This window comes from Haloarchaeobius amylolyticus (assembly GCF_042678045.1).
Classification (GTDB): Archaea; Halobacteriota; Halobacteria; order Halobacteriales; family Natrialbaceae; genus Natrinema; species Natrinema amylolyticus_A.
The window spans coordinates 107,031-131,827 of record NZ_JBHUDI010000005.1 but is presented as its reverse complement, the minus strand read 5'-3'; the positions used below and the strand labels follow the sequence as shown (position 1 = coordinate 131,827).

Annotated in this window: 25 protein-coding genes; 16 read left to right on the top strand and 9 right to left on the bottom strand. The window is 64.4% G+C overall.

Annotated elements, in window-relative coordinates:
• Positions 1-59: 59 nt before the first annotated feature.
• The 5 genes from ACFR99_RS09475 to ACFR99_RS09455 all read left to right on the top strand — a co-directional run bounded on the left by ACFR99_RS09475 (position 60) and on the right by ACFR99_RS09455 (position 4,828).
• Positions 60-980 (top strand): complex I NDUFA9 subunit family protein, encoded by a 921-nt coding sequence (locus tag ACFR99_RS09475; RefSeq protein ID WP_390286661.1) that lies wholly within the window; start codon positions 60-62, stop codon positions 978-980.
• A 194-nt stretch (positions 981-1,174) separates the two neighbouring features.
• On the top strand, positions 1,175-2,353 hold the full coding sequence (locus ACFR99_RS09470) for a tubulin/FtsZ family protein (RefSeq protein WP_390286659.1): 1,179 nt from the start codon (positions 1,175-1,177) through the stop codon (positions 2,351-2,353).
• Positions 2,354-2,505: 152 nt separating this feature from the next.
• On the top strand, positions 2,506-3,207 hold the full coding sequence (gene cofC / locus ACFR99_RS09465; RefSeq protein WP_390286657.1) for a 2-phospho-L-lactate guanylyltransferase: 702 nt from the start codon (positions 2,506-2,508) through the stop codon (positions 3,205-3,207).
• A gap of 61 nt (positions 3,208-3,268) precedes the next feature.
• On the top strand, positions 3,269-4,432 hold the full coding sequence (gene cofG, locus ACFR99_RS09460) for a 7,8-didemethyl-8-hydroxy-5-deazariboflavin synthase subunit CofG (RefSeq protein ID WP_390286655.1): 1,164 nt from the start codon (positions 3,269-3,271) through the stop codon (positions 4,430-4,432).
• 153 nt (positions 4,433-4,585) lie between these two features.
• The gene (locus ACFR99_RS09455) at positions 4,586-4,828 is read left to right on the top strand and encodes a HalOD1 output domain-containing protein (protein WP_390286653.1); all 243 of its coding nucleotides are present in this window, start codon (positions 4,586-4,588) and stop codon (positions 4,826-4,828) included.
• Between the two features lie 45 nt (positions 4,829-4,873).
• Here ACFR99_RS09455 and ACFR99_RS09450 read toward each other — a convergent pair whose 3' ends face one another.
• Complete coding sequence (locus ACFR99_RS09450; protein ID WP_390286651.1) at positions 4,874-5,326, bottom strand: nucleoside deaminase; 453 nt, start codon at positions 5,324-5,326, stop codon at positions 4,874-4,876.
• A 394-nt stretch (positions 5,327-5,720) separates the two neighbouring features.
• Between ACFR99_RS09450 and ACFR99_RS09445 the strand changes: the two genes are divergently transcribed.
• A complete protein-coding gene (locus ACFR99_RS09445; RefSeq protein ID WP_390286649.1) occupies positions 5,721-6,968 on the top strand; it encodes a plastocyanin/azurin family copper-binding protein in 1,248 nt (415 codons plus the stop codon).
• Between the two features lie 87 nt (positions 6,969-7,055).
• On the opposite strand, the gene cofH is transcribed toward ACFR99_RS09445, so the two are convergent.
• On the bottom strand, positions 7,056-8,435 hold the full coding sequence (gene cofH / locus ACFR99_RS09440; RefSeq protein ID WP_390286647.1) for a 7,8-didemethyl-8-hydroxy-5-deazariboflavin synthase subunit CofH: 1,380 nt from the start codon (positions 8,433-8,435) through the stop codon (positions 7,056-7,058).
• Between the two features lie 190 nt (positions 8,436-8,625).
• Between cofH and ACFR99_RS09435 the strand changes: the two genes are divergently transcribed.
• Positions 8,626-9,645, top strand: a complete 1,020-nt coding sequence (locus tag ACFR99_RS09435; RefSeq protein WP_390286645.1) for a phosphoribosylaminoimidazolesuccinocarboxamide synthase — start codon at positions 8,626-8,628, stop codon at positions 9,643-9,645.
• Positions 9,646-9,779: 134 nt separating this feature from the next.
• Here the strand turns inward: ACFR99_RS09435 and ACFR99_RS09430 are convergent, their stop codons facing one another.
• Entirely contained in the window at positions 9,780-10,079 is a 300-nt protein-coding gene (locus ACFR99_RS09430; protein ID WP_390286643.1) for a transcriptional regulator, read from the bottom strand.
• Between the two features lie 151 nt (positions 10,080-10,230).
• Here ACFR99_RS09430 and ACFR99_RS09425 point away from each other — a divergent pair, with 151 nt between their 5' ends.
• Positions 10,231-10,500 (top strand): MoaD/ThiS family protein, encoded by a 270-nt coding sequence (locus ACFR99_RS09425; protein ID WP_390286641.1) that lies wholly within the window; start codon positions 10,231-10,233, stop codon positions 10,498-10,500.
• An 84-nt stretch (positions 10,501-10,584) separates the two neighbouring features.
• Here the strand turns inward: ACFR99_RS09425 and ACFR99_RS09420 are convergent, their stop codons facing one another.
• The gene (locus ACFR99_RS09420; RefSeq protein ID WP_390286639.1) at positions 10,585-11,892 is read right to left on the bottom strand and encodes an acetamidase/formamidase family protein; all 1,308 of its coding nucleotides are present in this window, start codon (positions 11,890-11,892) and stop codon (positions 10,585-10,587) included.
• A 252-nt stretch (positions 11,893-12,144) separates the two neighbouring features.
• On the opposite strand from ACFR99_RS09420, the gene ACFR99_RS09415 reads away from it, so the two are divergent.
• Positions 12,145-12,315 (top strand): DUF7576 family protein, encoded by a 171-nt coding sequence (locus ACFR99_RS09415; RefSeq protein WP_390286637.1) that lies wholly within the window; start codon positions 12,145-12,147, stop codon positions 12,313-12,315.
• A 45-nt stretch (positions 12,316-12,360) separates the two neighbouring features.
• Here the strand turns inward: ACFR99_RS09415 and ACFR99_RS09410 are convergent, their stop codons facing one another.
• Entirely contained in the window at positions 12,361-13,320 is a 960-nt protein-coding gene (locus tag ACFR99_RS09410; protein ID WP_390286635.1) for a formyltetrahydrofolate deformylase, read from the bottom strand.
• Positions 13,321-13,646: 326 nt separating this feature from the next.
• Between ACFR99_RS09410 and purS the strand changes: the two genes are divergently transcribed.
• Complete coding sequence (gene purS, locus ACFR99_RS09405; protein ID WP_390286633.1) at positions 13,647-13,898, top strand: phosphoribosylformylglycinamidine synthase subunit PurS; 252 nt, start codon at positions 13,647-13,649, stop codon at positions 13,896-13,898.
• Positions 13,899-14,579 carry a phosphoribosylformylglycinamidine synthase I gene (gene purQ / locus ACFR99_RS09400; protein WP_390286631.1) on the top strand — a complete coding sequence of 227 codons (681 nt, stop codon included), beginning with the start codon at positions 13,899-13,901 and terminating at the stop codon, positions 14,577-14,579.
• 78 nt (positions 14,580-14,657) lie between these two features.
• Here the strand turns inward: purQ and ACFR99_RS09395 are convergent, their stop codons facing one another.
• Together ACFR99_RS09395 and ACFR99_RS09390 are read right to left on the bottom strand one after the other, a co-directional pair.
• Complete coding sequence (locus ACFR99_RS09395) at positions 14,658-14,822, bottom strand: hypothetical protein (protein ID WP_390286629.1); 165 nt, start codon at positions 14,820-14,822, stop codon at positions 14,658-14,660.
• A gap of 56 nt (positions 14,823-14,878) precedes the next feature.
• On the bottom strand, positions 14,879-16,024 hold the full coding sequence (locus ACFR99_RS09390; RefSeq protein WP_390286627.1) for an archaeosine biosynthesis radical SAM protein RaSEA: 1,146 nt from the start codon (positions 16,022-16,024) through the stop codon (positions 14,879-14,881).
• Positions 16,025-16,168: 144 nt separating this feature from the next.
• On the opposite strand from ACFR99_RS09390, the gene tgtA reads away from it, so the two are divergent.
• The 5 genes from tgtA to ACFR99_RS09365 all read left to right on the top strand — a co-directional run bounded on the left by tgtA (position 16,169) and on the right by ACFR99_RS09365 (position 21,693).
• Complete coding sequence (gene tgtA / locus ACFR99_RS09385; protein WP_390286625.1) at positions 16,169-17,644, top strand: tRNA guanosine(15) transglycosylase TgtA; 1,476 nt, start codon at positions 16,169-16,171, stop codon at positions 17,642-17,644.
• A gap of 57 nt (positions 17,645-17,701) precedes the next feature.
• On the top strand, positions 17,702-18,064 hold the full coding sequence (locus tag ACFR99_RS09380) for a TRAM domain-containing protein (RefSeq protein ID WP_390286623.1): 363 nt from the start codon (positions 17,702-17,704) through the stop codon (positions 18,062-18,064).
• 77 nt (positions 18,065-18,141) lie between these two features.
• Positions 18,142-20,079 (top strand): NosD domain-containing protein, encoded by a 1,938-nt coding sequence (locus tag ACFR99_RS09375; protein WP_390286621.1) that lies wholly within the window; start codon positions 18,142-18,144, stop codon positions 20,077-20,079.
• Complete coding sequence (locus ACFR99_RS09370) at positions 20,072-20,809, top strand: ABC transporter ATP-binding protein (protein ID WP_390286619.1); 738 nt, start codon at positions 20,072-20,074, stop codon at positions 20,807-20,809. Before ACFR99_RS09375 ends, ACFR99_RS09370 begins: the two co-directional genes overlap by 8 nt.
• On the top strand, positions 20,806-21,693 hold the full coding sequence (locus ACFR99_RS09365; RefSeq protein WP_390286617.1) for an ABC transporter permease: 888 nt from the start codon (positions 20,806-20,808) through the stop codon (positions 21,691-21,693). The genes ACFR99_RS09370 and ACFR99_RS09365 overlap by 4 nt, the downstream gene beginning before the upstream one ends.
• Before the next feature lie 105 nt (positions 21,694-21,798).
• On the opposite strand, the gene ACFR99_RS09360 is transcribed toward ACFR99_RS09365, so the two are convergent.
• Entirely contained in the window at positions 21,799-22,413 is a 615-nt protein-coding gene (locus tag ACFR99_RS09360) for a nitrous oxide reductase accessory protein NosL (RefSeq protein ID WP_390286615.1), read from the bottom strand.
• A 224-nt stretch (positions 22,414-22,637) separates the two neighbouring features.
• Positions 22,638-24,644, bottom strand: a complete 2,007-nt coding sequence (locus ACFR99_RS09355) for a hypothetical protein (RefSeq protein ID WP_390286613.1) — start codon at positions 24,642-24,644, stop codon at positions 22,638-22,640.
• Between the last annotated feature and the right edge of the window lie 153 nt (positions 24,645-24,797).

Below are 24,797 nucleotides of genomic sequence, written 5' to 3'. Positions count from 1 at the left end.
GCCACTGGCTGCATACGTAGCCGTTCACCTATTTATCGGTGCAGGATCATATTCCACGTATGAAGATCCTCGTCGCCGGCGGCACCGGCTTTATCGGCACGAACCTGTGTGTAGAACTGGCCGAGCGCGGCCACGAGGTAACAGCACTGTCACGTTCTCCGGACGACGGCACTCTCCCCCAAGGCGTCGAGACGGCGATCGGCGACGTCAGCGCCTACAACTCGATCGTCGAGACAGTGGCGGACCACGACGCCGTCGTCAACCTCGTCTCGCTATCGCCGCTGTTCCAGCCACCCGCCGGAACGAGCCACGAGGAGGTCCATCTGGGGGGGACCGAGAACCTCGTCCGTGCCGCCGAGGACGGCGACGTCGACCGATTCCTCCAGCTGAGCGCGCTTGGAGCCGATCCGACCGGCGACACCGCCTACATCCGTGCCAAGGGACAGGCAGAGCGGGCCGTCCGAGATTCCAGCCTCGAGTGGACGATCGTCCGGCCGTCGGTCGTCTTCGGCGACGGCGGCGAGTTCGTCGACTTCACGAAGACCCTGACGACGCCATACGTGACGGGATTGCCGGGGGGTGGAAAAACCCGGTTCCAGCCAATCTGGGTCGGCGATCTCGTGCCGATGCTAGCCGATGCGCTCGAGGACGACACCCACGTCGGCGAGACCTACGAGATCGGCGGGCCACAGGTCCTCACGCTCGCCGATGTGACGGAACTGGCCTACGAAGCCGAGGGGAAAGACGTCACGATCGTCCCGATCCCGATGGGGCTAGCCAGAGTCGGGCTCTCGGCGGCCGGCCCGCTGCCGTTCGTGCCGTTCGGCCCGGATCAGGCCCGTTCGCTCGCGTTCGACAACACCGTTGCCGACAACGACGTGACTTCCTTCGGCCGCGATCCGGCGGAGTTGACGACGCTGGGTTCGTATCTCGACCTCGAGGGGGCGCCACGAGGGGCGAAACCGGCCGGAATGGCGTGATGGCGTCGTCGACGGTATATAAAACACTTCACACCGCCAACAGAAACGATGACGTTTCCGCCCGTGTTTCGGGAGTACGTCCCCTCGTTCGTTCTATTTAGTGTGATAGTGAAACATTCGAGAAAGTCAGCTTAGCACAAGGTTTATATCCTCTATTGCACTGGTACCAATCCAACGGAGCCCCCTTACAAACAATGAAGCTGGCGATGATCGGATTCGGACAGGCCGGTGGCAAAATCGTCGATCGATTCCTCGAATACGACGATCGGACGAACAGCGGAATCGTCCGCGCGGCGATCGCCGTCAACTCCGCGAAAGCGGACCTCATCGGTCTCGACAACATTCCCCAGGAGAATCGCGTACTCATCGGCCAAGCCCGTGTAAAGGGCCATGGCGTGGGTGCTGACAACGAACTCGGCGCGGAAGTCGCCGAGGAGGACATCGACGAGGTTCAAAACGCCATCGACCAGATCCCCACCCACGAGGTCGACGCGTTCCTGATCGTCGCCGGTATGGGCGGCGGCACCGGTTCCGGTGGCGCGCCCGTCCTCGCGAAACACCTCAAGCGGATCTACACGATCCCCGTCTACGGACTCGGCGTTCTCCCAGGCACGGACGAAGGTGGGATCTACACGCTCAACGCGGCGCGGTCCTTCCAGACGTTCGTCCGCGAAGTCGACAACCTGCTGGTCTTCGACAACGACTCCTGGCGACAGACCGGCGAGTCCGTCGAGGGGGGCTACGAACAGATCAACGAAGAGATCGTCCGTCGCTTCGGCATCCTCTTCGGTGCTGGTGAGGTCGGCGATGGACAGGAGGTCGCGGAAAGCGTCGTCGACTCCTCGGAGATCATCAACACGCTCTCGGGCGGCGGCGTCTCGACCGTCGGCTTCGCGAGCGAGGAAGTCGAACTGAACACCGGCGGTGGGCTCCTCTCTCGGTTTACCGGCGACGATGGTGGCGACGACGGGCTGGACGCCGCCAACACCACGAACCGCATCACGAGCCTCGTCCGCAAGGCCGCGCTCGGCCGACTCACGCTCCCCTGTGAGATCGAAGGCACCGAGCGCGCCCTGCTCGTCCTCTCCGGCCCCTCGGAGTACCTCAATCGGAAAGGCATCGAACGCGGCCGCAAGTGGCTCGAGGAGGAAACCGGCAGCATGGAAGTTCGCGGTGGCGACTTCCCACGAGAGGAACCCGAAGTCTCCGCGGCGATTCTGCTCTCGGGCGTGACGAACGTCCCGCGGATCAAGCGCCTCCAGCAGGTCGCCATCGAGGCACAGGACAACATCGACGACATCCAGGCCGAAAGCGAGGAGAACCTAGAGGAACTCGTCGAGGACGACGAGGACGAGCTCGAACCGCTGTTCTAGACCGTTTTTCCGTTCTGCGGTCGCCGGTCCGAGCGGCCGCACTCGTGTCGGGGGCCACAGGAGCGAGCCGACCCGTGCGATCGGCCGAGAAGAATCGGTCTCGGACTCCGACGCGCTTTTGAGCGCGCCCGAACTACACCACTCAGACTCAGATGCGCGTCGTGGTCCCGTTCGCCGCCGAGACGCCGAAGACTCGCCTCGAGTCCGTGCTCTCCCCAGCCGAGCGGGCGGCCTTCGCTCGTGCCATGCTCGCGGACGTCCTGCGAGCGATCGTCGAGGTGGGCCACGAGCCGACGGTCGTCTCGACGGCCCCGCTCGAGCTCGCCGCGCTCGACCTTTCGGACGAGGTCACCACGGCAGCGACGGTCACGGTCGACGACCGGCCGTTGACGGACGCAGTCAATGCGCAACTGCCGTGGGCAGGCGGCGACAAAGCGGACTTCACTGACGCCGCCGCCGTCGCCGTCATCATGGCTGACCTCGCGCTAGCGACCCCCGACGCCCTCGAGCGACTCCTGACTGCCGATGCCGACATAGCGATCGCGCCGGGTCGGGCCGGCGGCACGAACGCGCTCGTCGTTCGCGATCCCGCGTTTACCGTCGACTATCACGGCGCCTCCTATCTCGATCACTGCGAGATCGGCCGCGAGGTCGGGGCCAGCCTCGAGACGGTCGACTCGTTCCGGCTGGGAACGGACATCGACGAACCCGACGATCTCGTCGAGGTGCTCGTTCACGGACGCAAGCACGATCGCGCAGCCGCGTACCTCCGGGAGTTGGGATTCGAACTCGACGAGCGCGACGGCCGGGTCGGCGTCGTTCGCGACGAGGCGTCGGTAGCGGAGACGCGATAACGGTCGACCCGAACACCGCGAAGCCAAGCGCTTATAATCCGAGCGACGACACAGGGAGGTAATGTTCCCCGGGGCGAGCGAGTACGGCGTCGAGATCACGGTCGACGAGCGAGCAGTCGAGGAGCTGCTCGCGGTCAGCCCGACCGACGTCGACGCGCCGTCGGAACTGACCTTCGCACGGAACGTCTTCGTGCCGCTGACGACAGCCTGTCGCTACACCTGCACGTACTGTACCTACTTCGACCCGCCGGGACAGGCCTCCGTGCTCTCGCTCGAGGAGGTCCGCGAGATCTGCCGGCGCGGCGCGGACGCGGGCTGTACGGAGGCGCTGTTCACCTTCGGCGACGACCCCGACGATCGCTACACCGAGATTCACGCCCAGCTCGCGGAGTGGGGCTACGACTCGATTCACGAGTACCTGCGTGCGGCCTGTGAGGTCGCCCTCGAGGAGGGCTTGCTTCCCCACGCGAATCCAGGCGACCAGACGCGCACGCAGATGGAAACCGTCGCGGACGTCAACGCCAGCATGGGCGTGATGCTCGAGACGACCGCCGAAGTCGGGGCCCACGCCGGGCCGCGGCGCAAGGTGCCCGGGCAGCGACTGCGGACCATCCGGAACGCGGGCGAACTCGACGTCGCGTTCACGACCGGGATTCTGGTGGGGATCGGCGAGACCTGGCGCGACCGCGCCGAGAGTCTGCTCGCGATCCGCGAGTTACACGACCGCTACGATCACATCCAGGAGGTGATCGTCCAGCCCGTCGTGGACAACGAGCGCTGGACCGACGGCTCTCCCGACCTCGCGACGATGCGCCGGGCGACGGCGATGGCCCGCGCGGCCCTCCCCGAAGAAATCTCAGTACAGGTCCCGCCGAACCTCGCGCCCGCGAACGATCTGGTCGACTGTGGCGTCGACGATCTGGGTGGCGTCTCGCCGGTCACCGACGACCACATCAATCCCGATTATAAGTGGCCCGCGCTGCGCGAACTCGAGGCGATCGCCGATTCCGCGGGGCTACCGCTTGGCGAACGGCTGCCAGTCTACGAGCGATTCCTCCCGGCCGACCTGCGACCGGACGGGTTCGACGAACGGGTCGCCGACGGTGCGGACGGCGGTCGGGAATGGCTCTCGGCGGCGATCCGGGACGCGCTCACGGCTGACGGTCCGGCCGGCAAGCGGTATCGGTCGGTGCTTCGAGACGAGACGGCAGCGACGGTGGAGTAGCCAGGGGGTCAGCGACCGGTCGTTCCCTCGAGAGGCTCCGACGATGCCCGACGGCCGGTCAGGAACCGATATCGTGATACGCAGATATCAGCTCTCGACACGTCATCTTCGAGTGGGATAAGGTTTTACCGCGTGCCAACGGACGACGATATAATGGAACAGCGTCCGATGAATGGTCTGAGTGGATCAATGACGTACGAGATCGTGAGTGCGATTTCGGATAGGGAAGGGTGTGATATCGCCGACCTCCCACCCCTCTATGAAACCATCGACCCCGACGCACTCGATACTCTCACGTCACACGACGTGTGCATCGAGTTCTCGTATGCGGGACGCGAGGTGATCGTCGAAAACGGTGCGGTGCGTATCGATCCGGAGCCGTCTTCGCTCGATTGAGCGACCCACCGCGGACAAGGACCTACCGATGGCCGATTCACTGCTCTAGAAGAACGCCTCGTGGACCGCGAGCCCGTCACTCTCGAGCACCGGCCCGTCCACAGTCGTCTCGGCGTCGGCCCGCTCGACGACCTCCTCGCAGGGAATCTCGATCACGTCGTCGTCTCGAACCGCCGCAAGCGACTCGACGGAAACGCTGTAGACGACCCGGTCGAGACCCGCATAGACGATCGCACTCGCACACATCGGACACGGTTCAGTGCTGGTGTACATCGTACACGATGCGCGCTCGGCCGGCTCGAGTTCCGTCGCGGCCCACCGAGCCAGTTTGAACTCCGGGTGGGCGGCGATGTCGCCATCGGTCACCGTCGTGTTCTCGGCCGTTCGAACGACGGTGTCGTCGACGACGAGCAACGAGCCAAACGGCGTGTTCCCGTGGTCGACCGCCGACCGTGAGAGGTCGATCGCGCGTCGGACGAAGGATTCGTCAGTGGTCATCATCCAGTTTTCCAGCGCCGACCATGAAACCCTTCCTCCCGCTGGGGGTTCGGGTCGCTCTGCTCGCACAGACGACCAGCACGATGAGACTCCGGTCGTCAGTCATCTTTCGGACCCACGATAAGCTCTGGTTGGCCACGCCGAACCCACACCCAGGACTGGGCTGATCCGTCGTATCGGCCGCCAGCGACCCACGGCGTTTAACGGACTGCTGTCACGGCGTTCGCAAAGGACATTAATTGTTACCACACCACAGAGTCTGGATCAGTCCCGGACAGTGACGCGGACGATCCAGTGGTCGAATGCCCCGATTAGGCTGTAACGATCCTCACCCTCTATTTTTCCGCCAATCGATCGATTCGACGCAGCCGGACGTACCTGGAGGAGTAATACCATGACACCATCCGGCGCAGAGCGTACTGACGAATCGCCCACCGAATCGGAAGCCGAGTGGCTCGACGCACAGCGGCGACCGCTACTGAAAACGCTGGGTGTGGGGGCGGTACTCTCGCTGAGCAGTGGCCTTGCAACTGCCCGCAGTAACGATGCGTCCGACGCAGCAGCCGCCGACGGGACCGAGCCAAACGGCACGGCGATCGACCCGTATTACGGCCTGGCGATACCCGACGCCGATGCCGTTTCCGGCGACCAGTCCCCGGACCACGAGGTCGAACTCCACACCGACGAGCCGGACGACCCGGAGAACCCGGATCGTCCCCCGTTCTTTCACTTCGAACCGACCGGCATTCACGTCGACACCGGCGACGTCGTGCAGTTCACTGTCGACTCGCCCGATCATACGATTACGGCATACCATCCCGCACAGGGTTTCCAGCAACGAGTGCCCGACGGCGTCCCACCGTTCTCGTCACCGGTGCTCTCCCTCGGTGGCGCGTGGCTCTACGAGTTCACCGAAGCGGGGCTCTACGACGTGTACTGTGGCCCTCATCACGTGCTGGGAATGGTCATGCGAATCGTCGTCGGCGACCTCGAGTCGGACGACGTCCCGGCCTACGAGGACACGTTCGAGGGGAGTGACGACCCGCCGTTGCTGCCCCCGTTTAGCAAGGCGTTTCTCGAGCACGAACTCAACGCGACGAACGAAGCAAACGAGGGCTGTGAGTGGTCGTGGCTGACCCCACAGGAAATCCTCGACGCGCCGTCGCTCGACCCAGCGACGATTCAAGAACGGAGCGAAGTCCCGTTCGGCGACGTGCTCGCCGACATCGATCGCTTCGCTGACGGCGTTTCTGGACATGACGACGCCGACGAAGCAGGACCGACCGTCCAGGTCCGGGACCACCCCGAGTACGGTGCCGTGCTGGTCGGCCCGGACGAGATGACGCTGTACATGTTCGATCAGGACACGCAGGGCGAACCAACAAGCGCCTGCGACGAGACGTGTGCCGATGCCTGGCTGCCGCTCATCGACGGTGATCCAGTCGCCGCCGACGAGGTGCGAGCCGACCTCGAACCGTTCGAGCGAGCGTCCGGTGAACCGCAGGTGATGGCGAACGGCTGGCCGCTATACGGCTTCGCACAGGACGACGAACCGGGCGATGCTCGAGGGCAGGGAGTCAACGACGCGTGGTGGGTTCTCGACCCCGATGGGGAACCGATCCGGTCGCGACCGGACGAGTAGGGTGTGGACGGACTCCTTTCTTTCTCGAACGGCAATCAGCGTGCGTATCCGTCACCTTCGGGTGGCATGTGTGAGCGCGCGACTCGATCAGTCATCGGCAGGAGCCGCTCGTGTCTCGCGTTCTTGTCGCGTCAGCAGCGGCGTTCCGTCCGCCTTCGGCCCGAGTTGCGGGCCAAAGGGCGGATCGTCGGGATCGATGACCCGTCGCGTCTCGTAGTCGGTCGAGCGTTCGACGGGAACGCGTCCGATCGAAGAGATCATCTCGACGTAATCCGCGAACGACCGGAATTCGCCGTAGCCGCCGCCGGCGCGCTTGGTAATCTCCTCGGAGAGGATCGTCCCCATGTAGTCGTCGGCACCACAGTTGAGCAGTTTCAATCCTTGCTCGTCGCCGTACTTGACCCACGAGGACTGGATGTGGTCGATGTTGTCGAGGAAGAGTCTCGAGACGGCGATCAGCAATTCGTCCTCGTCGGTGCTCGCCCCACCCGACACGATGTCGTGTTCGAACAGCGGCGTGTTCTGGTAGATGAAAGAGAGGGGAACGAACTCGGTGATCGCGCCTGTCCGATCCTGTAGTTCGCGGACGCGTTGCAGGTGCATCGCACGATGGGCCTCGTTCTCGACGTGGCCGTACATGATCGTCGCCGTCATGTCGAGCCCGACGGACGCGGCGGCCTCCATGGCCTCGAGCCACCCCTCCGTACTGATCTTGCCCGGGCAGATCACCTCGCGGACCTCCTCGACGAGGATCTCGGCGGCGGTCCCGGGAACCGTATCGAGTCCCGCGTCTTTCAGTCGCCGGTAGACCTCCTCGTAGTCCCAGTCTGTCCCCCGGCGGGCGTGATAGACCTCCTCAGGGGTCATCGAATGGACGTGGACATCGCCGACGCTCATCGCCGAAATTTGGTCCGTGTAGGTGCCGGGGTTGGTCTCGTACGCTTCGGGTGGCTTGTAGTTGATCTCTTTCGGGTTCGGATGGGCCTCGAGAATCTCTCGGTGCTCGTCGTCGAGCGCGAACGCAGGATGGAGACCGGAGACCGAGGTCACTTCGTAAATGCCGCGGTCGACGGCATCGGCGACGATTTCGCGTGACTCCGCTGGCGTTTTCGTAAAGCCCGCGGTCTCGAGGTCGGTCTCGCGTTCGAACGTGTGGGCGGCGTCTTTGAAATTACAGAACAGACAGCCCACGTTACAGGCCGTGGTAACGTTGTTGTTCAGATTCGCGATGAAGGTGACCTCCTCGCCGACCTGCTCCGCGCGCCGGCGGTCGGCCGCCTCGAGGACGCGCTCCTTTCGCCGGCGATCGATCCCGTGGGTGTCAGTCCCCGTCGTAAGTAATTCGATCGCGTCGTCGACCGTGAGTCGGTCGCCATCGCGTGCCTTCGCCAGCGCGTTCTCGAAAGACTGGTCGGTCTCGGGAACGTGTTCGAACTCGAGGTCGGCCTCGGTAACCGGTCGCTCCATCGAAATACCCATGCTCGTACAGTGAGAAAAGGGTGATGGATCCGGTATCCTGTCCGTTCCGGGGGTCCACGTGTTGATTCCCCGTCAACGGCTGTGGCGGTTACTGGCCCGATACTGAAACCTTCTTACGGTCCGGCCACGGCAACTGGGGTATGAACTGCGGCGACGGACACGTGCTGGGGTGTCTCGAATGACGAGCGTCAAAGAGTTCCGTATCGAGGAGGAAGCGACCGACGACGACCTCGGTCGGGGATCGTTCGTGTTCACCGACGACTACTCGGTGTTCGACTGGGGGAAGATGCCCGACCAGATCCCACAGAAGGGTGCAACCCTCTGTACGATGGGCGCGTTCAACTTCGAACTGCTCGAGTCCGAAGGCGTCCCGACCCACTACCGCGGCGTGGTCGAGAACGGCGATGTCATCCCGCTCGAGGACGCCTCGCATCCGCCCTGGGAGATGGCTATCGACCTGACGCAGGTGCCCGACCTTCCCCACGAGGGACGCGAATACGACTACGACCACTACCACGAGGCAGCCGGCGAGAACTACCTGATTCCCCTCGAGATCGTCTTCCGCAACCGGGTGCCCGTCGGCTCGAGTCTGCGCCGTCGGACCGATCCCGCCGACCACGACCTCGACTTCGAGACCTGGCCCGACGAGGTCGTCGACCTCGAGGAGCCGATCGTCGAGTTCTCCACGAAATACGAGGAGGGCGACCGCTACCTCGATCACGCGGAGGCCGACGCCATTGCCGGCGTGGCCGCCATCGACGACCTCGAGGCCGTCGCCCGCGAGGTCAACCGGATCATTACGGAACAGGCTGATTCCGCGGGTCTAGTCCACGAGGACGGCAAGATCGAGTGCCTCTACTATCAGGGCGAGATCCGCGTTGCCGACGTCGTCGGCACCTTCGACGAGAACCGCTTTAGCTACGAGGGCACTCAGCTCTCGAAGGAAGTCCTGCGCCAGTACCACAAGCGCACCCAGCCCGACTGGGTCGAAGCCGTCGACACCGCCAAAGCCGAGGCAAAGCGGGAAGACATCGCCGACTGGAAATCCCTCTGCGAGGAAGAGCCCGAGTCCCTCGAGGATGAAGTCCTCGAGACCGCCCGCGACATGTACTGTGCGGGGGCCAACGCCTACACTGGCCGGGAGTTCTTCGAGGCGCCGCCGCTCTCGAGCGCGATCGGCGCGGTCCAGCGTCTCTGACGACCGGATTCTGTTCCGAACGCCCGTTGGCGAACGCGGCGCTTGCGGGGACTCAGACGGTCTACTGTACCGATGTCCCGGTGCAACTGCGACTGTCCTGCGGGTGCACCGAGAATGCCGTACAGCAGACCGTATCACACCCAGCCGTCGGGAAGCCGCTCTCGATTGGCATCTAACAGCTCGAGCAGCGGCTTGACCTCCTCGAACTTCGACCCTCTTTTTATCCGGTTCCGTTCCGGATTCCAGTCGATAACGTCGTGATCCGATAACTTCGGCAGATGGGCGTGTTTCACCTCCGCGAGCAGGAGCTTCGTTTCTCCCTCGCTCATATTCAGCTCGCTCGTGTGGATCGCGGGCGTTTCCAGTAGCTCGAGGAGGAGCCGCCGGCGTTGAATATGACCGATCGCCCAGAGATATCGGTCGAACTTGATCATCGTCCAGCGTACGTATGTCAACGTGAACCAAGTGGCTGCGCCACGCAGTGGCAGGCGCGAATACGGTGGTGGTGGCTGCCGTCCTCGAGTCCGGGTGTTCGCCCCGCGCTTCGTGGCGACGATATTTGATCGCTCGAGTCCAACATCGACTATGGACGTCACAGTGTACGGGCCGCTCCGAAGCGCGACCGGCGAGAAGACGATCACCCTCGAGTTTACGGGAACGACCGTTTCGGATGCGATAGCCGAGTTCACCGCCGCATATCCGCGGGCGACCCCGTATCTCTACGACGGCGACGAGGTTCGCTCGAGCGTTCGAGTGACGGTCAACGGCGAACGTGCGCCGCTCGAGGCTCCGGTGTCGAACGACGCCGAACTGACGCTGATGCCGGCCGTGCAAGGTGGCTCGACCGACGGGTGAGCCGGCTTAGACGGATCCTGTCCGTCATTTTCGGCGCAACCGCGTGTCTTGGGTTGCACCGGGACATCGGTACAGCAGACCGTCTCAGAGGTCGTACTGCTCGCGCACCAGATGGTCGATGCCGCGCTCCTCGAGCACGTCCAACGGTGCGAGCATGTCGAGTTGCACGACGCCGGGGAGGCGGCCGATCTGGACGCCGCCGGTGAACGTACACCGCGAGCGGACCTCGCCTTCGCTCATGTCGAGCAGGTCGGTGGCGCGGTCGAAGGCGTTCTGTGTGGCGTCGTTGACCGTCGCGCCGGAGCCGATCACCTGGATCGGTCCCATGTCCGCTTCCACGTCGACGCCGTGTTCCGCACCGAGTTCGCGGCCGGCGTCGCGTTCGTCGTCGCTGTAGGGTTTGCTGATAAAGGGCAGGTCCTCCTCGGGGGGCAGGAGGATCGGCCCGTCGAGGTCGAGGCCGTCGATAACCTCGACGTCTATTCGCACGGTACCGCTGACGTCGGTCGTGTGCAGTGAGAGTTCGCCGTCGCCCTGATTCGCGTGCAGGTCGCCGACGTAGATGCCGGCCCCGTCGATCTTGACGGGACAGATGAGCGTCGCACCCGGCCGGACCTGTGGGATGTCCATGTGGCCGTCGGTGCGGTCCTCGAGGTCGGCTTCGTCCGCGAGGCCGTAGTCGTGCTCGGCACCGATGAGGAACTGGCCGAAGTCACCCGCGTTGTGCGAGTCAGGCAGCGTGACTGGCGGCGTTGTCCCGATGTTTCCGATAAAGGGGCGCAGTCGACCCAGCGTGCCGGGCATTTCGCCGGGCTCGTACAGCAGGATGGGGTGCTGACGGGAGTTCTCGGGGATGTCCATCACCTCGGCGGCGTCTTCGGCGAGTTCGTGGGCACCATCCTCGTCGAGCGTGATCCCGACGGTGTGGTCGTCGTCGAAGGCGACGGTGTAGCCGTACTCGAAGCCGAACGACGAGGCGTTCGCACCACATTCGGCGCACTTGATCGCGTCCTCGCCGGTTCCCTCGACGACCGACTCGGGCCACTCGGTGCCACACTCCGGACAGCGGTGGTCGACGAACGGGTCGTCGCCGAAGGCATCCTCCCGTTCAGCCATCGAGCCCGTACTCGTGGCCATGCTCGTGACCGACATGTCCCGAATGTGGATCGCGACGGCGTCACCGACCGATGCCCCCTCGACGCGGACCGGACGGGTGACCTCGTGGCCCCCGTGGAACTCCGGTGTGATCATCGGCCCCCAGCAGCCCGGCGGCGTATACGTCTCGATCGTGCCACCGTCCGCGACGGTTCCGGCCCACTCCTGATCCGGTCCGACGAGACCGAGCGTGTACTGATCGACGTAGACCTCCTGTTGGACTTCTTGCTGTGCCATACCATTCCAGGGTACGGCAGTACCGGCGATAAGACTGCCGCCCGCGGTCTCGCTGTCCGACAAAGCGAGACGGGAACTGACGGCCCAGCTCGGTGACGGCCACGACCCGCTGGTCGAGGGTGTGGCGACCGGTCGAGAGAACTGATAACGGAACCAGCAACCGTGAGATACAGTCTCGACCCGGCAGACTCGGCGTGGCGGATACCGCCGCAAGAGAGTCGTTCAAGTGGACATCATGCCACGTGGTAACTGATGACTGAATCGGCGACCGAAGACGCACCCGACTGTCGACAGTGTGGCGAGCCCGTAGAATCGACGTCAGAACACCGCGTCGTGACGACCGTCGAAGCAGGGACGACCGTCTACGACTACTTCTGTAGCGACGATTGCCTCGAGCGCTGGACGACGTCGATCGACCCCTGATCGTCGACTCGAAAAACCGAACGAGATCTGTGATCGACGCAGCGATTACTGGTCCTGTGCGACCGCGCTGCCGATCCCGTCGACCGGCCGGTCCGGCGTGAATTCATCGAGTTCGTCGGGCAGGCCGAGCTGGTACTTGGTGCCGTTCTCGCGGACCGAGGTTCGGCCGCGGTGGACCGACACGTCGCCGTTCAAGTGGAGCTGGACGGCCTCGAGCAAGGCGTCGGCCTCCAGTGGCTGGCCACGGCGTTTCATCTCGTCTAAATCGGCGTCGTCGGGGACATCGAACGCGCGCTGGGTAATGATCGGTCCCTGATCGAGGTCGGTCGTGACGTAGTGGGCAGTGACGCCAGCGACCCGCACGCCTTCTTCGATCGCCTGCCGATAGGCCTCCGCGCCGGGGAACGCCGGCAGCAAGGAGGGATGGACGTTGATGATGCGGTCCTCGTAGCGAAAGACCACGTTGGGGCTGAGAATGCGCATATACCGCGCGAGGACGATCAGGTCGACGTCGTACTCGGCCAGCAGTTCGAGGAGGCGCTCTTCGTTTTGCTGGCCACCGTCATCACCGATGTCGTGGAAGGGCACGTCGTAGTGTTCGGCCAGCGGCTGGAGATCGTCGTGGTTGCCGATGACCACGCCGATGTCCGCGCCGAGCTCGTCGTTGGCCCAGGCCTCGAACAGCGCCTCGAGACAGTGGCTCTCTTTCGTGACGAGGACGGCGATCTGCTGGTGCTCGCGGTCGGCGGGGAACCGTACCTGGACGTCCAGGCCGAGGTCGTCGCCGAGCTCGTGGAGATCCGATCGAAGCGTCTCCTCGGTACAGACCATCTCAGACGTGTCGACAGCCAGATACATCCGGAAGACGCCGTCACGAACCGCCTGATCGAGATCTTCGATGTTGATCCCGCGCTCGAACAGGAGGCTCGTCACGCGGGCGATGAGCCCGGTGTCGTCGTCTCCGATCACCGTAATTTCGGTTACGTCAGTCGTCAACGCTGCCACCTCCGCTCGAGCGATTCTCGGTTCATCACGACGGATCACAGTCCACGAGTGGCTAAAAGTCCTGCTTTCCGTGGAGACGAGTGAGAATCGCCCGCATTATCTCGGACGACCAGTGCCATCCCGGACGGCAAACTCCCAACCTACTGCTGGCGCTCGCTTCGATCGCGAACACCGTCGGACGGGCGTCAATGGTGGAGACCGATCGTCGGCTGGGCGCCAGTAATGCAGTGGGTACCGACATCGGCACGCGGACACCAGTATCCACGAACGTGCATTACGGAGCCAAGGCGAAAGCGTTTTTGAGCACGGTTACGGGGTATCAGGTAATGACCGCCTACACCGCGACGGTGACGGTTCGACTCAAGCGTGGCGTGCTGGATCCCGAGGCCGAGACGACCAAGCAGGCCTTAGAGCGGCTTGGCTTCGAACTCGAGGCGCTGCGCTCGGCCGACCGCTTCGAGGTCGACCTCGAGGCCGACTCCGCGGACGACGCGCGCGAGCGCGCCGACGAGATGGCAGAACGGCTGCTGGCGAACCCGACCATCCACGACTACGACGTGGAGGTCGACGAGCGGTAGATGACCGTCGCAATCATTCGCTTCGGCGGCTCGAACTGCGACCGCGACGCCGAACGCGCCCTCGAGCACCTCGACGTCGACGCCGAAATCGTCTGGCACGAAGATGGCCTCCCCGAGGACACGACGGGGATCATGCTCCCCGGTGGGTTCTCGTACGGTGACTACCTCCGTGCCGGCGCGATGGCGGCCCGCGCGCCGATCATGGAGGAGGTCCGCGAGGCTGCCGCCGACGGCGTGCCCGTCCTCGGCGTCTGCAACGGCGCCCAGATCGGCTGCGAGTCCGGTCTCACCGACGGCGCCTTTACAACCAACGAGAGCGCCCGCTTCCAGTGTGAGCCGGTCTACGTGCGCGTCGAGCGCGACGACACGCCCTGGACGCGCGCCTACGACGAGGGCGACGTCCTCGAGATTCCGATCGCTCACGCCGAGGGTCGCTACGAGATCAGCGACGACCGACTGGCCGACCTCGAGGACGAGGACCGCGTGCTCTTCCGGTACTGTGACGAGAACGGCGAGACGGGGCCGGAGGCGAACCCGAACGGCTCGAAACACGACATCGCCGGGATCCTCGGCGAGCGCGACTCCGTCGCGGTGTTGATGCCCCACCCCGAACGCGTGACCCTGCCCGACGTCGGCTCGACAGACGGCCAGGGCGTTCTCCGCGGCTTCGAGTCGGCGTAACGCAGTAACCGCTGTAACAGCGTTTTTCCTGCCCGCTGCCGAGCGAGACGACCACTGGCAAGTCGGCTCGCAGCGACGCTAGCGGCCCCACTCGTAGACCCACCAGCTCGCGCCGAGGAGCATGAGCCCCGCGCCGAACGCGGAGGTTGCCGGCTCGGGAACGACGAACAGGATGAAACCGACGAGGATCAACAGTGTGGGCTCGAGTTCGTTGACGTAGTTCCACAGCGACGGGCGTGCCATAGCAATCAGTAACCGACCGGGCAGGAAGTACGTGGCCCCGTCGGCTGCCGTCTGCCTTATCGGGTCAGCGGCTGGTTGAAGCTCCGTTCACGCTCCATGACTGTCTCCCAGGTCAGTTCACACTCACAGGACACCTGCTCGAAGACCGATGGGTCCTGACGCAGGTCGAAGTCCTTGATCGCTTTCTGGACGAGGTCGTCGCACTCCCCGCAGTTGTGCGGCCCCCGATCGGAGCCGTGGCCGACCGGGTCCGAGACAACGATGGCGTCGACGTCCGCCGTTTTCTCGAGGACGTGAGCGACCGACCAGAGCCACGGCGGCCGGTAGCCGTCGTTGAAGTAGAGTTCGTCGACCATCGTGTAGCGCTGGACGTTACACGGGTTCATCGAGACGGTGTGACAGCCATCGACGTCGGCACAGCGCTCGATCGACGAGATCATGTCGTCGACGGCCTCCGATTCCGTGAGGAACGGCGGTTTCATCAGCAGATAGGCCTTGATCCCTGCCTCGGCGTCGTCACCCGCCGCATCGTCGGCGGCCGCGGCCTCGGCACAGGCGTCCTCGAAGTCCGCGAAGTCGAAGTACTTGTTCACGCAGTCGTGGCGTACCCGATCGGTCGCCGTCTCGAGGCCGATCGCGACGTCGGTGTCGAGCCCGTGTTGGGTGAAGTCGGCGATCTTCTCGCGGTCGACAAAGTCGGGCAGCGACTCGACGACCATGCGGTCGCGGTCGGCGAAGGTGTCGGCGATCGCACGACGGCTCTCCGCGCCGACCTCGCGCTCGTCCAAGAAGGAGCCGGAGGTGTAGATCTTGATGAGGTCGGCGCGTTCGTCGCCGTCGTCGGACTGTGTCCGACTGCTCGGTGAGCTTAGCTCACCGGCGTTTTCCTGTTCGTGCTCGAGACAGACGTCGATCTGGTTCATCAGCGCCTCGTGGGAGACGCTGCCGCCGTCGACGCTTTCGGCGACGTAGCCACACATCGTACAGCCGCCGGCGCGGGCCCACCGGCAGCCGCCGGTGTTGAGAATGATCGTCAGACTCGTCTTGACGCCGTCGGGGGTGTTGTCCTCGTCGAGCCAGACGCGGGTCGGCTCGTGGGGATCGTAGCTGGCCTCCTTTCGCGAGCGGATCTCGCGCATGACCTTGTTGTGGGCGTCCATGCCCTTGCCCTGCTCGTAGACGTCGGGCGTGGGTTTGCTCATTAGGAGACGCAAGCGGGCCAGCGCGTAAAGCGCCTTCGTCTCCCCTCGTGTCGACGCACAGGCGACGACGCGTCTCGTCGGCGGCTCGACGCTGGCGGGTCGAAAACCGTCACGTCTTACGTCCGACGGCCCAACTGGCGGGCAATGCGCGAGTGCTTCGAAATCCGGGACACCGACGCCGGCGGCCGTATCGGTGAACTCTCCGTTCCCCGTGCCGACGTCACCGTCGAAACTCCGGCGTTGTTGCCGGTGATCAATCCCAATCTGGACACGATCAGCCCCCGCCGACTCGCCGACGAGTTCGGTGCCGAGATTCTCATTACGAACTCCTATATTATCCACGGCGACGACGACCTCCGCGAACGCGCCCTCGCGGACGGCCTCCACGATATGCTCGACTTCCCGGGCGCGATCATGACCGACTCCGGCTCCTTCCAGCTCTCCGAATACGGCGAGATCTCCGTCACGACCGAGGAGATCCTCGCCTTCCAGCACGAGATCGGCTCCGACATCGCGACACCCGTCGACATTCCGACCCCGCCGGACGTGCCCCGCGAGCAAGCCGAACGGGAACTCGAGACGACCCAGGAGCGACTCGAGATCGCCGAAGACGTCGACACGGGCGAGATGCTCGTCAGCGCGCCCGTCCAGGGCTCGACGTACCCGGACCTGCGCGAGAGGGCGGGTCGGCACGCCGAGGGGACCGACCTCGACGTCTTCCCGGTCGGCGCGGTCGTCCCGCTGATGAACGACTACCGCTACGACGACATGATCGACGCCGTCGCCGCCGCCAAACGCGGCCTGGGAGCCGACGCGCCCGTCCACCTCTTCGGTGCCGGCCACCCCATGATGTTCGCGCTCGCGGTCGCGATGGGCTGTGACCTGTTCGATTCAGCGGCCTACGCGCTCTACGCCCGCGACGACCGCTATCTGACGGTCCGGGGCACCCGGGCACTCGAGGACATCGACTACTTCCCCTGTTCGTGTGCCGTCTGTACCGACCACTCGCCCGACGAACTCCGCGCGCTCCCCGACGACGAACGCGAGTCGGAGCTGGCCGCCCACAACCTCCACGTCACGTTCGCCGAGATCCGGCGGATCAAGCAGGCGATCCGCGCCGGCAACCTCATCGAGCTCGTCGAACAGCGCGCTCGCGCACACCCGACGATGCTCGACGGCTATCGGACCCTGCTCGATCACGCCGCGCAACTCGAGCGGTCGGACCCCGTCTCGAAGGGATCGTTCTTCTACACGTCCCACGAGAGCGCACGCCGGCCAGAAGTCGTGCGCCACCACGAGCGTCTCGAGCGGCTGTCGGTACCGGACTCCCTGCTGCTGACTGAGGGGGACGCGCCGCGTGGCGACGAGTACGACGAGTCCTGGCGCGTCGAACCGCCCTTCGGCCCGTTCCCGCGGGCGCTCTCGAAGAGCTATCCGCTGACCGCCGAAGTTCCCGACCGAACGGACCGGGCCGCCCTCGCGGCCGCGGCCGACGGTGTCGCGCGGCTCGTGAACGTGAACCCGAACGCGGAGATTACGCTCGCCCACGACGGGTGGCCTGCGGCTGTCCTCGAGCGTGTCCCGGACGACGTGGCGCTCGTCGATCTCACCGCGGCGTAGTGCAACCCAGCGTCCCGGACCGGAACACCGAATAGCGAGGCGCCGACCGGTTGGGGTATGCTCGGACCAGGCCCAGCAACGCTCGCCGTCGGCGCGTTCATCACCATTCTGGTTGGCTCGTGGCTGTTCACCCGCGTCCGCGGTGGCTCAGCCGAGGAGGGACGGTCCCGGAAACGTCACCGAGAGGCCCAGCAACGCGAGCCGCCGGTCGACATCGGCGACGTCGAGACGGTCGCGATCCGCGAGTTCACCGATCACCACTCCGGCGAGCGCCGAGCGGTCGGCAAGATCGAGGGGTTCGTCGTCTTCGTCGAGGACGTTCCCACCGACTGTGAAGTGACGGACGTGATCCGAATCAAGATCCTCTCGTTCAATCGCGGCCACACGTCCGCGACGGCGACCTATCTCGAGTCGGCATAGCGACTATCAGCGCCGTTGACAGTCGGTTCGAGGAATAGACCAGACGATATATCTCCCGTGGAGGCGAACGGACGACCGTGATCGACCGCTCTCTTAGCACCGTCTTTTTGGGTCTTCTCCTCGTCGTTGCGCTCGGTGCTGTCGGGCTGTTCGTCGTCGACGTGGGATCGACGTCTCCCGATCCCGTCGCCTTCGACGATACGGTGACCGTCGGACTCACACTCGAGTCCGAGTACGCACTCTCCGACGAGGTCGACCTCCCGCGCGCACAGGTATTCTACTCACAGTACCAGTACGTCGTCGGCTACTACGGCGTCGAGACGTTCGTAGACCAGCAACGCCAACCCGCACACGAACAGCGCTTTGGCTATCCGCTGACGGTCTACGTCTCCGACTACAGCGAGACTGGTGTCGAACTCAACGAGAACGGCTACCCGGTTACCGAGTCATCACCGGGGTGGACCGACGCCGAAACGGCGTCGTTCGTCGTCGGCAGTGACGCACAAACCCCAGCCGGCAACACCGTGGTCCCCTTCGCCGACCGCGAAGATGCACAGGCGTTTGCCGACGAGTACGGCGGGACCATCCATGGCTGGGAGTCGGTCCTCGGGCAATCGTTCGACCGCGACGACGCAGCAGTCGCCCGTGACCGCGTGACCGACCGTCAGCGACAGGCGGACGCACGGGTCGACAACACGTCTGCACACCTCGAGCGGCCGACCTCGGTGGTCGTCGGCGAGGATACGGACTCCGTTCAGGACGCGATCGATCAGGCACCGGCGAACACGACGGTCGTCGTTCCCGAGGGAACGTACGAGGAGAAACTCGAGATCGATCGGCCGATCACGCTGGCCGGTGAGGGGAACGCGACGCTTCGCGGTAACGGGAACGGCTCTGTCGTCACGGTTACCAGCGAGCGGGTCGCGGTCCGCGGGCTCGACATCACTGGCGTCGGCAACGTGACGCGAGAGGGCGGCGACCTGCCCGTCGACATCGACGAGGGAGCGTGGGACGCGTCCTTCCTGCGGTACTACGCCGGAACCGACGCCGGGATCTCGGCGTATAACGCCGACGGCCTCCGCGTCGAGAACGTCAGTATCGACACGCCGGCAAGCGGCGTCATCGTCTACCAGAGTGACGACGCCGTCATCCGAAACGTGACGGTGTCGGCGCCGGACGACCCGATGTCGGGTCTCGCCGGCGTCCTGTTGTTCCAGTCGCCGAGCGTCGTCGAGGACTCGACGTTCACGGGTGGCCGAAACGGCGTCTACCTGTATCGCTCGCCGGAGACGATCGTCCGCTCGAACACGATCGAGGGCAACTTCCTCGGCACCCACCTGATGTATACCGGCGACAGCCTCCTCGCGGACAACGACCTCCGCGGACAGGCGGACACGGGCATCGTCATCATGACTGGACCGGAACGCAACGCCGTCGTCGGTAACACGGTCCGTGACGCGGCAGACGCCCTCAGCCCGGGCGGCTCGGCGAACTACGTCGCGCACAACATCGCCGAAGGCAACGACCTCGGACTCCGCATCGCCTCGACGTCGTCGATCTACGAGCACAACGTCATCGTCGGGAACGACCTGGGTGCGGAGGCAAGCGCCATGTTACCGACGAACCGCGTCGTTGGCAACGACTTCGTCGGTAACGACGAACACGCCACCGCGATGTCCGGCCCGCTGCGGATCTGGAGCCACGGCGGCGATGGCAACTACTGGCAGGGGGGCGCTGGCATCGCCAACGGCGACCAGTCGGACCTGTCGTACTCGCCGACCGATCCCCTCGACAAACGACTCCACCGCACCGACGGGACGCCGACACTCACCCGGGCACCCGCACTCAAGGCCCTCGCCGGGCTCGAGGGGTCGGTCCCCGGCATGCGAACCGGGAGCGTCGTCGATCGGGCACCGAGTTGCGAACCGAACAATCCCGAACTGCTCTCCCAGACCGAATGGGACGACGAAGCCTGGACCTGCTACGAACTGACGCGGACGACGAGCAATGACTGATATGACACCAATTCTCGAGGCGACTGGTATCGACCACGACTACGGGACGGTCTCGGTCCTTCGAGACGTCTCTGTGAGTATTGAACGCGGCCGAGTGACGGCCCTGATCGGCCCGAACGGAGCCGGCAAGTCGACGCTGATTCGCGATCTCGCCGGCCTCCACGAGCCGACGGCCGGGGAGGTGACATACAACGGCCCCGACACCGCACGTGAGATCGGCTATCTCCCCCAGCATCCGGCGTTCCGACCCGGATTTACCGCACTGGAAACGCTTCGCTTCTACGCGTCACTCGTCGGCGGCGACGAGACGGACGCGATGGCACAGCTCGAACGGGTCGGGCTCGAGGACGCAGCCAGCCGACCGGTCGAGGCGCTTTCCGGTGGGATGACCCGATTGCTCGGCATCGCACAGGCGACGATCGGCGATCCACCGATCGTCATCCTGGACGAGCCGGGCAGTGGGCTCGATCCGAGCATGGGACTGCACGTCTTCGACGTCGCCGCCGACCTCGCCGACGAGGGGATCGCGGTTCTGTTGAGCTCCCACGATCTGGAGCTCGTCGAACAGGTCGCCGACGACCTGTTGATACTCGCTGACGGCCGCATCGCCGAACAAGGACCGATCGCCGACGTTCGGGCTCGAGTGGGCGGGGACACCCTGCGACGTGTGTACGAGCACGCCGTGGGTGGCCACCGCGATACCGTGCAGGTCGTGGGTGATCACGCATGAGCGACGATGCGATCCGTCCGGGCGATACCGCCGGCGGAGGAACCCGCTCCGATCGGTCACGGACGACCGCACCCGGATCGAAACACGTCCTCGAGACGATCATCGGACGGGAACTCCGGACGATCGTGCGGACGCGGACGTTTTTCATTCTCGCGCTCGCATTCGCCGCCGTCGTCCTGGGGATCACCTGGGTCAGCGGGAGCGTCCGCGCCGGCTACGTCCCGACGCTGGTCGATCTGCTCACCCCACTCGAGTTGCTCGTCCCGGTCGTCGCCATCGCCTTTGGCTATCGCGCGATCCTCGGCGATGCAGAGCGTGGCGAACTCGACGTTTTGAAGACCTATCCCGTCTCGAGCCGCGAGATCGTCGCCGGCGTCTACGTCGGGAGAGCGATCGGCCTGCTGACTGCGATCGTGGCGCCGCTCGTCATCACCGCGATGACCGTCGTCGTCGCCAAAGAGGAGGGTCGGACCCTCTATGCATCTCATTCGGGTGTCGACTCACCGATCCTGTTCGGACGGTTCGTCGTCCTGACGATCCTCTTTGCGCTGACGGTCCTCGCGATCGCGATCGCCATCTCGGCCGTGGTCAGCGGGACGCGCAGTGCGATCGCGCTGTCAGTCGTCGCGCTCGTCGTCTTGCTCGTCGGGCTGGACCTGGCGCTCGTCTACGGGTTTTCGGCCGGGACGATCGGCGACGGGAGCCTCGTGTACGCGCTCGCGATCAGTCCGCTGAGTGCATACCGGGGGCTCGTCTTCGAGAGCGCGATCGTCGTGGCGGCGGGGACTGGTCCGGCAGCCGCCTCGCCGGTTGCAAGTCTGGTGAGCTTCGCCGTCTGGACGGCCGCGTCGCTGGGGACCGCGACGTGGGTCCTGAACCGGTAGCCGGCAATACTGTTCGGACTGACGGTCTCGGAGACGACATCAAAAAAGAGATGAATCGATCGGTGGCGCTTTCCGCGGCCGATCAGCGTGCTCGAGGGGCCGTGCTCACATCGCCCTCAGCGAGCTGACCAGCTCCTGCGAGACGTCGTCGTGTTCGTAGACATCACCGCCGTATTCGGACTGGAACTCGTCGGCCTCGTCGGCGTCGCTGAACCCGATGATCGACTGTCCCATCGCACCCTCGACGTCGCTGTCTGCGACCATCGTTAGTTCCGTGACGTCGCCGAAGGCCTCGGCCTCGAGATGTCGGGAGATCGTTGCAGGGTCGCTGCTTTCGTCGACCTCGTAGTCGACCGTCGAGTAGTCCGTCAGGTAGCTGACCTGCGGTTCGCTTTCGGACTCGTGTTCGAAGGTGAACGTGTACGTACAGAGCGAACTGCAGAACTGTGCCGGGCGGTCCTCCTCGAGCACTGCTGTCGGATCCTCGTAGTGGGATTGGCCGGCGGGTCCGAGATAGTTCCCGATGATCATCCCACACTGATCGCACTCTTTCCCTTCGTCGATGGTGATAGGATCGGGGACCGACTCGGACCCGTCACCGTTTCCGCCCCCACCGGAACAGCCGGCAAGCGCTGCGATGGAGGCGGCCCCGACGCCGCCCAAGACCGTTCGACGGGTGATACGTCGGTCATCATCCGGACCAACAGTTGGCACGTCCATACGAGACGTTAGCTAGCGGCCGATAAACAAGATGTGGTCCAATTCCCGAAATAACAGTCGCTGGCGACGATAGTCCCGGCCGACGGCAGTCGCTGGCGACGATAGGCGTCGCCGTGCGCTGATCGCGTCATCCAGCCGTTCGTTCCTGTACAGCTACGACCGTCTGTGGACCGTCCCAGAAACCAGCCAAAAGAAAGATTCAGTCGATATAACCGGTCAGTGGTCTACGCTCGTCGGCCGAGCACGAGCGCCGTCAGCAGTGCCGCAAGCGACGCGAGTGCGGCTCCGATCCCGAAGCCGGGAACGCTATCCGAGTCCTCGTCGTCGTTACCGTCTTCGGACGTGTTTTCCGCATCTTCGGTCTCGAGGAACTCACTCATTGCGTCGGTATCGGCCTGTGGGAGGTCGTCGTCCCACTCGCCGGCTTCGTGGACGGTCGTCTCGGTGCCGACCACGTCGAGGTGTTCGAGATCCGCCTTCGTCGCCGACGCGGTGTCGATCCCGTCCATGTCGTCGACGTAGACGTACATCGACGCGGTCTCGTCGTGCTGTTCGGTCGCGACGCCGCTGATCGACATGCTGTCCGTGAGCGTGTCGGTGATCTTGCTCATGTCTTCGAACCGCGCACCGGCTTCGACGCGCACCGTGCCGTCTTCGAGCCCGGCGTCGATGCGAGCGACCTCGAGTTCGGACTCGTCCAGCGCCGACACGAACTCCTCCGTTTCCGGCGACATCGTCGACGACTCACTGCTCTGGATCGATTCCGCCCAGCTGTTGATCGCCTGGCCGGCCAGATCCTCCGCTTCGAGTTCGAACTTGCCGTCCATCGAGAGTTCGTCACCGTCGGTGTCGGCCGTCAGCTCGAACGTGACGTCGTGTGGCGCATCCATGTCGCGGGACTCGAGTTCGTCGATGTAGGCGTCCCAGTTTTTCGTATCGCCCGTGACTGTCGCGTCGAACGTGATTTCGTCGGACGATTGCTCGGCCGAGCCGTCCCAGGAGACCGTCGACTCGAGGTTCGCCGCCTGCTGGGCCTCGATAGCCGCCCGTGCGTTCTCGAGTTGCTCCTCGGGGAGCTGTCCGGTCGTATCGGTGGCTTCCATCAGATCGAACATCGCGAACGTCAGCTCGTCGTAGTTCGCGATCGCAACGTCCCACTCGGCGTCCATCGAGTTGTCACTCACGTCGAGCATGAACTCGATTTGCTCGAGTTCGACGTCGGTGACGCTGGCCGCGATCTCGCGTGCTTCCGAGCGGGTCAGGTCGGTCGATCGATCGGCCGTCAGCTGGTCCGTCAGCTGCTGTTCGATGCCGTCGTCGATACCGGTGTACGTAACGCTGTATGAGATGTCAACTTGGGACTGCCCGTCCGCTCCCTCTTGAAAGTCGTAGTTCGTGATCTCGATCTCGCTGGTTCCGCCCAGCGACGTGGCGAGCGTTCCGTACTGTTCCTGAAGCGTCTGTCTGGCCTGTTCGCGCGTCTCCCACTGACTGGCCGTCCATTGCGTAAGGGTCTGTTCCTGAGTGACGTCGACCGTGTACCCGTTGCTTGTCTCCGTCAGGGAGGCATCGACGTACATGTCCGACCCACTACCCGCGCTGTCCATCTCGGCGGTCACGTCGCCGCTCGTCTCGAACCGATCCGCCGTTACGGACACCTCACCGCTCGTACTGCCCGTCCCGGCGCTCGTACTCTGGCTGTCGAACGTTCCGGACGTGCTCGCGTCGAATTCGTTGGTGTCCTCGGAGACTTCACCGGAGACGTCGGCATCGAAGCTCTCGAGGTCGTCAGGTCGCTCCATGACCATGGAGCCGCTTCCGGAGAGCCCCTGTTGGTCTAACATCGCCGAGAAGTTCGCCGACTCGAGTTCCTCGTCCGGGTCGTCGATGTCGTCCACAACGAGCATGTGAACCAGCCCTTCACTGACGTCCATGCCCATATCGAGCTTGTCCACGTCTGAGTCGTCCTCGTAGTGGAGGACCGCACTCTCGTTGTCACCGAGATAGATATCGTCGGCCGGGCCGAGTTCTGACTCGGCCTGTGTGACCGAGTCGTACGATTCCATCTCCGGAGAAGGCTCGGTTGCTTCGGCGGTCGTCGTCGCGCCGCCGAACACGACCGGTAGTCCGAGCGTCGCTACGCCAATGACTGCAACCATGAACACGGCCAGAAACGCTCTGAGACCGTCGTTCGATCGCAGGTACGCTATCGATTTCGATACTGAAGGCATCGTGATATATTCCCAACTGAAACATGATAAAGGTTGATTTTTTAAAATGTATTGGGCTATGTTCTGGTTAATACTATCCAGTAATACAGAGGGACTACTCGAGGCAACCGGCAGCTCGCTGGCTCGCGTCCGGTCACGGACGATCGACAACCT

Bases quoted from the DNA above. Each gene is read 5' to 3' on its own strand.
- ACFR99_RS09360 (WP_390286615.1), bottom strand. From the start codon at position 22,413: ATGGACGTGCCAACTGTTGGTCCGGATGATGACCGACGTATCACCCGT.
- ACFR99_RS09355 (WP_390286613.1), bottom strand. From the start codon at position 24,644: ATGCCTTCAGTATCGAAATCGATAGCGTACCTGCGATCGAACGACGGT.
- ACFR99_RS09395 (WP_390286629.1), bottom strand. From the start codon at position 14,822: ATGGCACGCCCGTCGCTGTGGAACTACGTCAACGAACTCGAGCCCACA.
- ACFR99_RS09365 (WP_390286617.1), top strand. From the start codon at position 20,806: ATGAGCGACGATGCGATCCGTCCGGGCGATACCGCCGGCGGAGGAACC.
- ACFR99_RS09370 (WP_390286619.1), top strand. From the start codon at position 20,072: ATGACTGATATGACACCAATTCTCGAGGCGACTGGTATCGACCACGAC.
- ACFR99_RS09470 (WP_390286659.1), top strand. From the start codon at position 1,175: ATGAAGCTGGCGATGATCGGATTCGGACAGGCCGGTGGCAAAATCGTC.
- ACFR99_RS09435 (WP_390286645.1), top strand. From the start codon at position 8,626: ATGACGAGCGTCAAAGAGTTCCGTATCGAGGAGGAAGCGACCGACGAC.
- ACFR99_RS09425 (WP_390286641.1), top strand. From the start codon at position 10,231: ATGGACGTCACAGTGTACGGGCCGCTCCGAAGCGCGACCGGCGAGAAG.
- purQ (WP_390286631.1), top strand. From the start codon at position 13,899: ATGACCGTCGCAATCATTCGCTTCGGCGGCTCGAACTGCGACCGCGAC.
- ACFR99_RS09430 (WP_390286643.1), bottom strand. From the start codon at position 10,079: ATGATCAAGTTCGACCGATATCTCTGGGCGATCGGTCATATTCAACGC.
- ACFR99_RS09420 (WP_390286639.1), bottom strand. From the start codon at position 11,892: ATGGCACAGCAAGAAGTCCAACAGGAGGTCTACGTCGATCAGTACACG.
- tgtA (WP_390286625.1), top strand. From the start codon at position 16,169: ATGCGCGAGTGCTTCGAAATCCGGGACACCGACGCCGGCGGCCGTATC.
- cofH (WP_390286647.1), bottom strand. From the start codon at position 8,435: ATGGAGCGACCGGTTACCGAGGCCGACCTCGAGTTCGAACACGTTCCC.
- ACFR99_RS09390 (WP_390286627.1), bottom strand. From the start codon at position 16,024: ATGAGCAAACCCACGCCCGACGTCTACGAGCAGGGCAAGGGCATGGAC.
- ACFR99_RS09445 (WP_390286649.1), top strand. From the start codon at position 5,721: ATGACACCATCCGGCGCAGAGCGTACTGACGAATCGCCCACCGAATCG.
- ACFR99_RS09380 (WP_390286623.1), top strand. From the start codon at position 17,702: ATGCTCGGACCAGGCCCAGCAACGCTCGCCGTCGGCGCGTTCATCACC.
- ACFR99_RS09450 (WP_390286651.1), bottom strand. From the start codon at position 5,326: ATGACCACTGACGAATCCTTCGTCCGACGCGCGATCGACCTCTCACGG.
- cofG (WP_390286655.1), top strand. From the start codon at position 3,269: ATGTTCCCCGGGGCGAGCGAGTACGGCGTCGAGATCACGGTCGACGAG.
- ACFR99_RS09415 (WP_390286637.1), top strand. From the start codon at position 12,145: ATGACTGAATCGGCGACCGAAGACGCACCCGACTGTCGACAGTGTGGC.
- cofC (WP_390286657.1), top strand. From the start codon at position 2,506: ATGCGCGTCGTGGTCCCGTTCGCCGCCGAGACGCCGAAGACTCGCCTC.
- ACFR99_RS09475 (WP_390286661.1), top strand. From the start codon at position 60: ATGAAGATCCTCGTCGCCGGCGGCACCGGCTTTATCGGCACGAACCTG.
- ACFR99_RS09455 (WP_390286653.1), top strand. From the start codon at position 4,586: ATGGAACAGCGTCCGATGAATGGTCTGAGTGGATCAATGACGTACGAG.
- purS (WP_390286633.1), top strand. From the start codon at position 13,647: ATGACCGCCTACACCGCGACGGTGACGGTTCGACTCAAGCGTGGCGTG.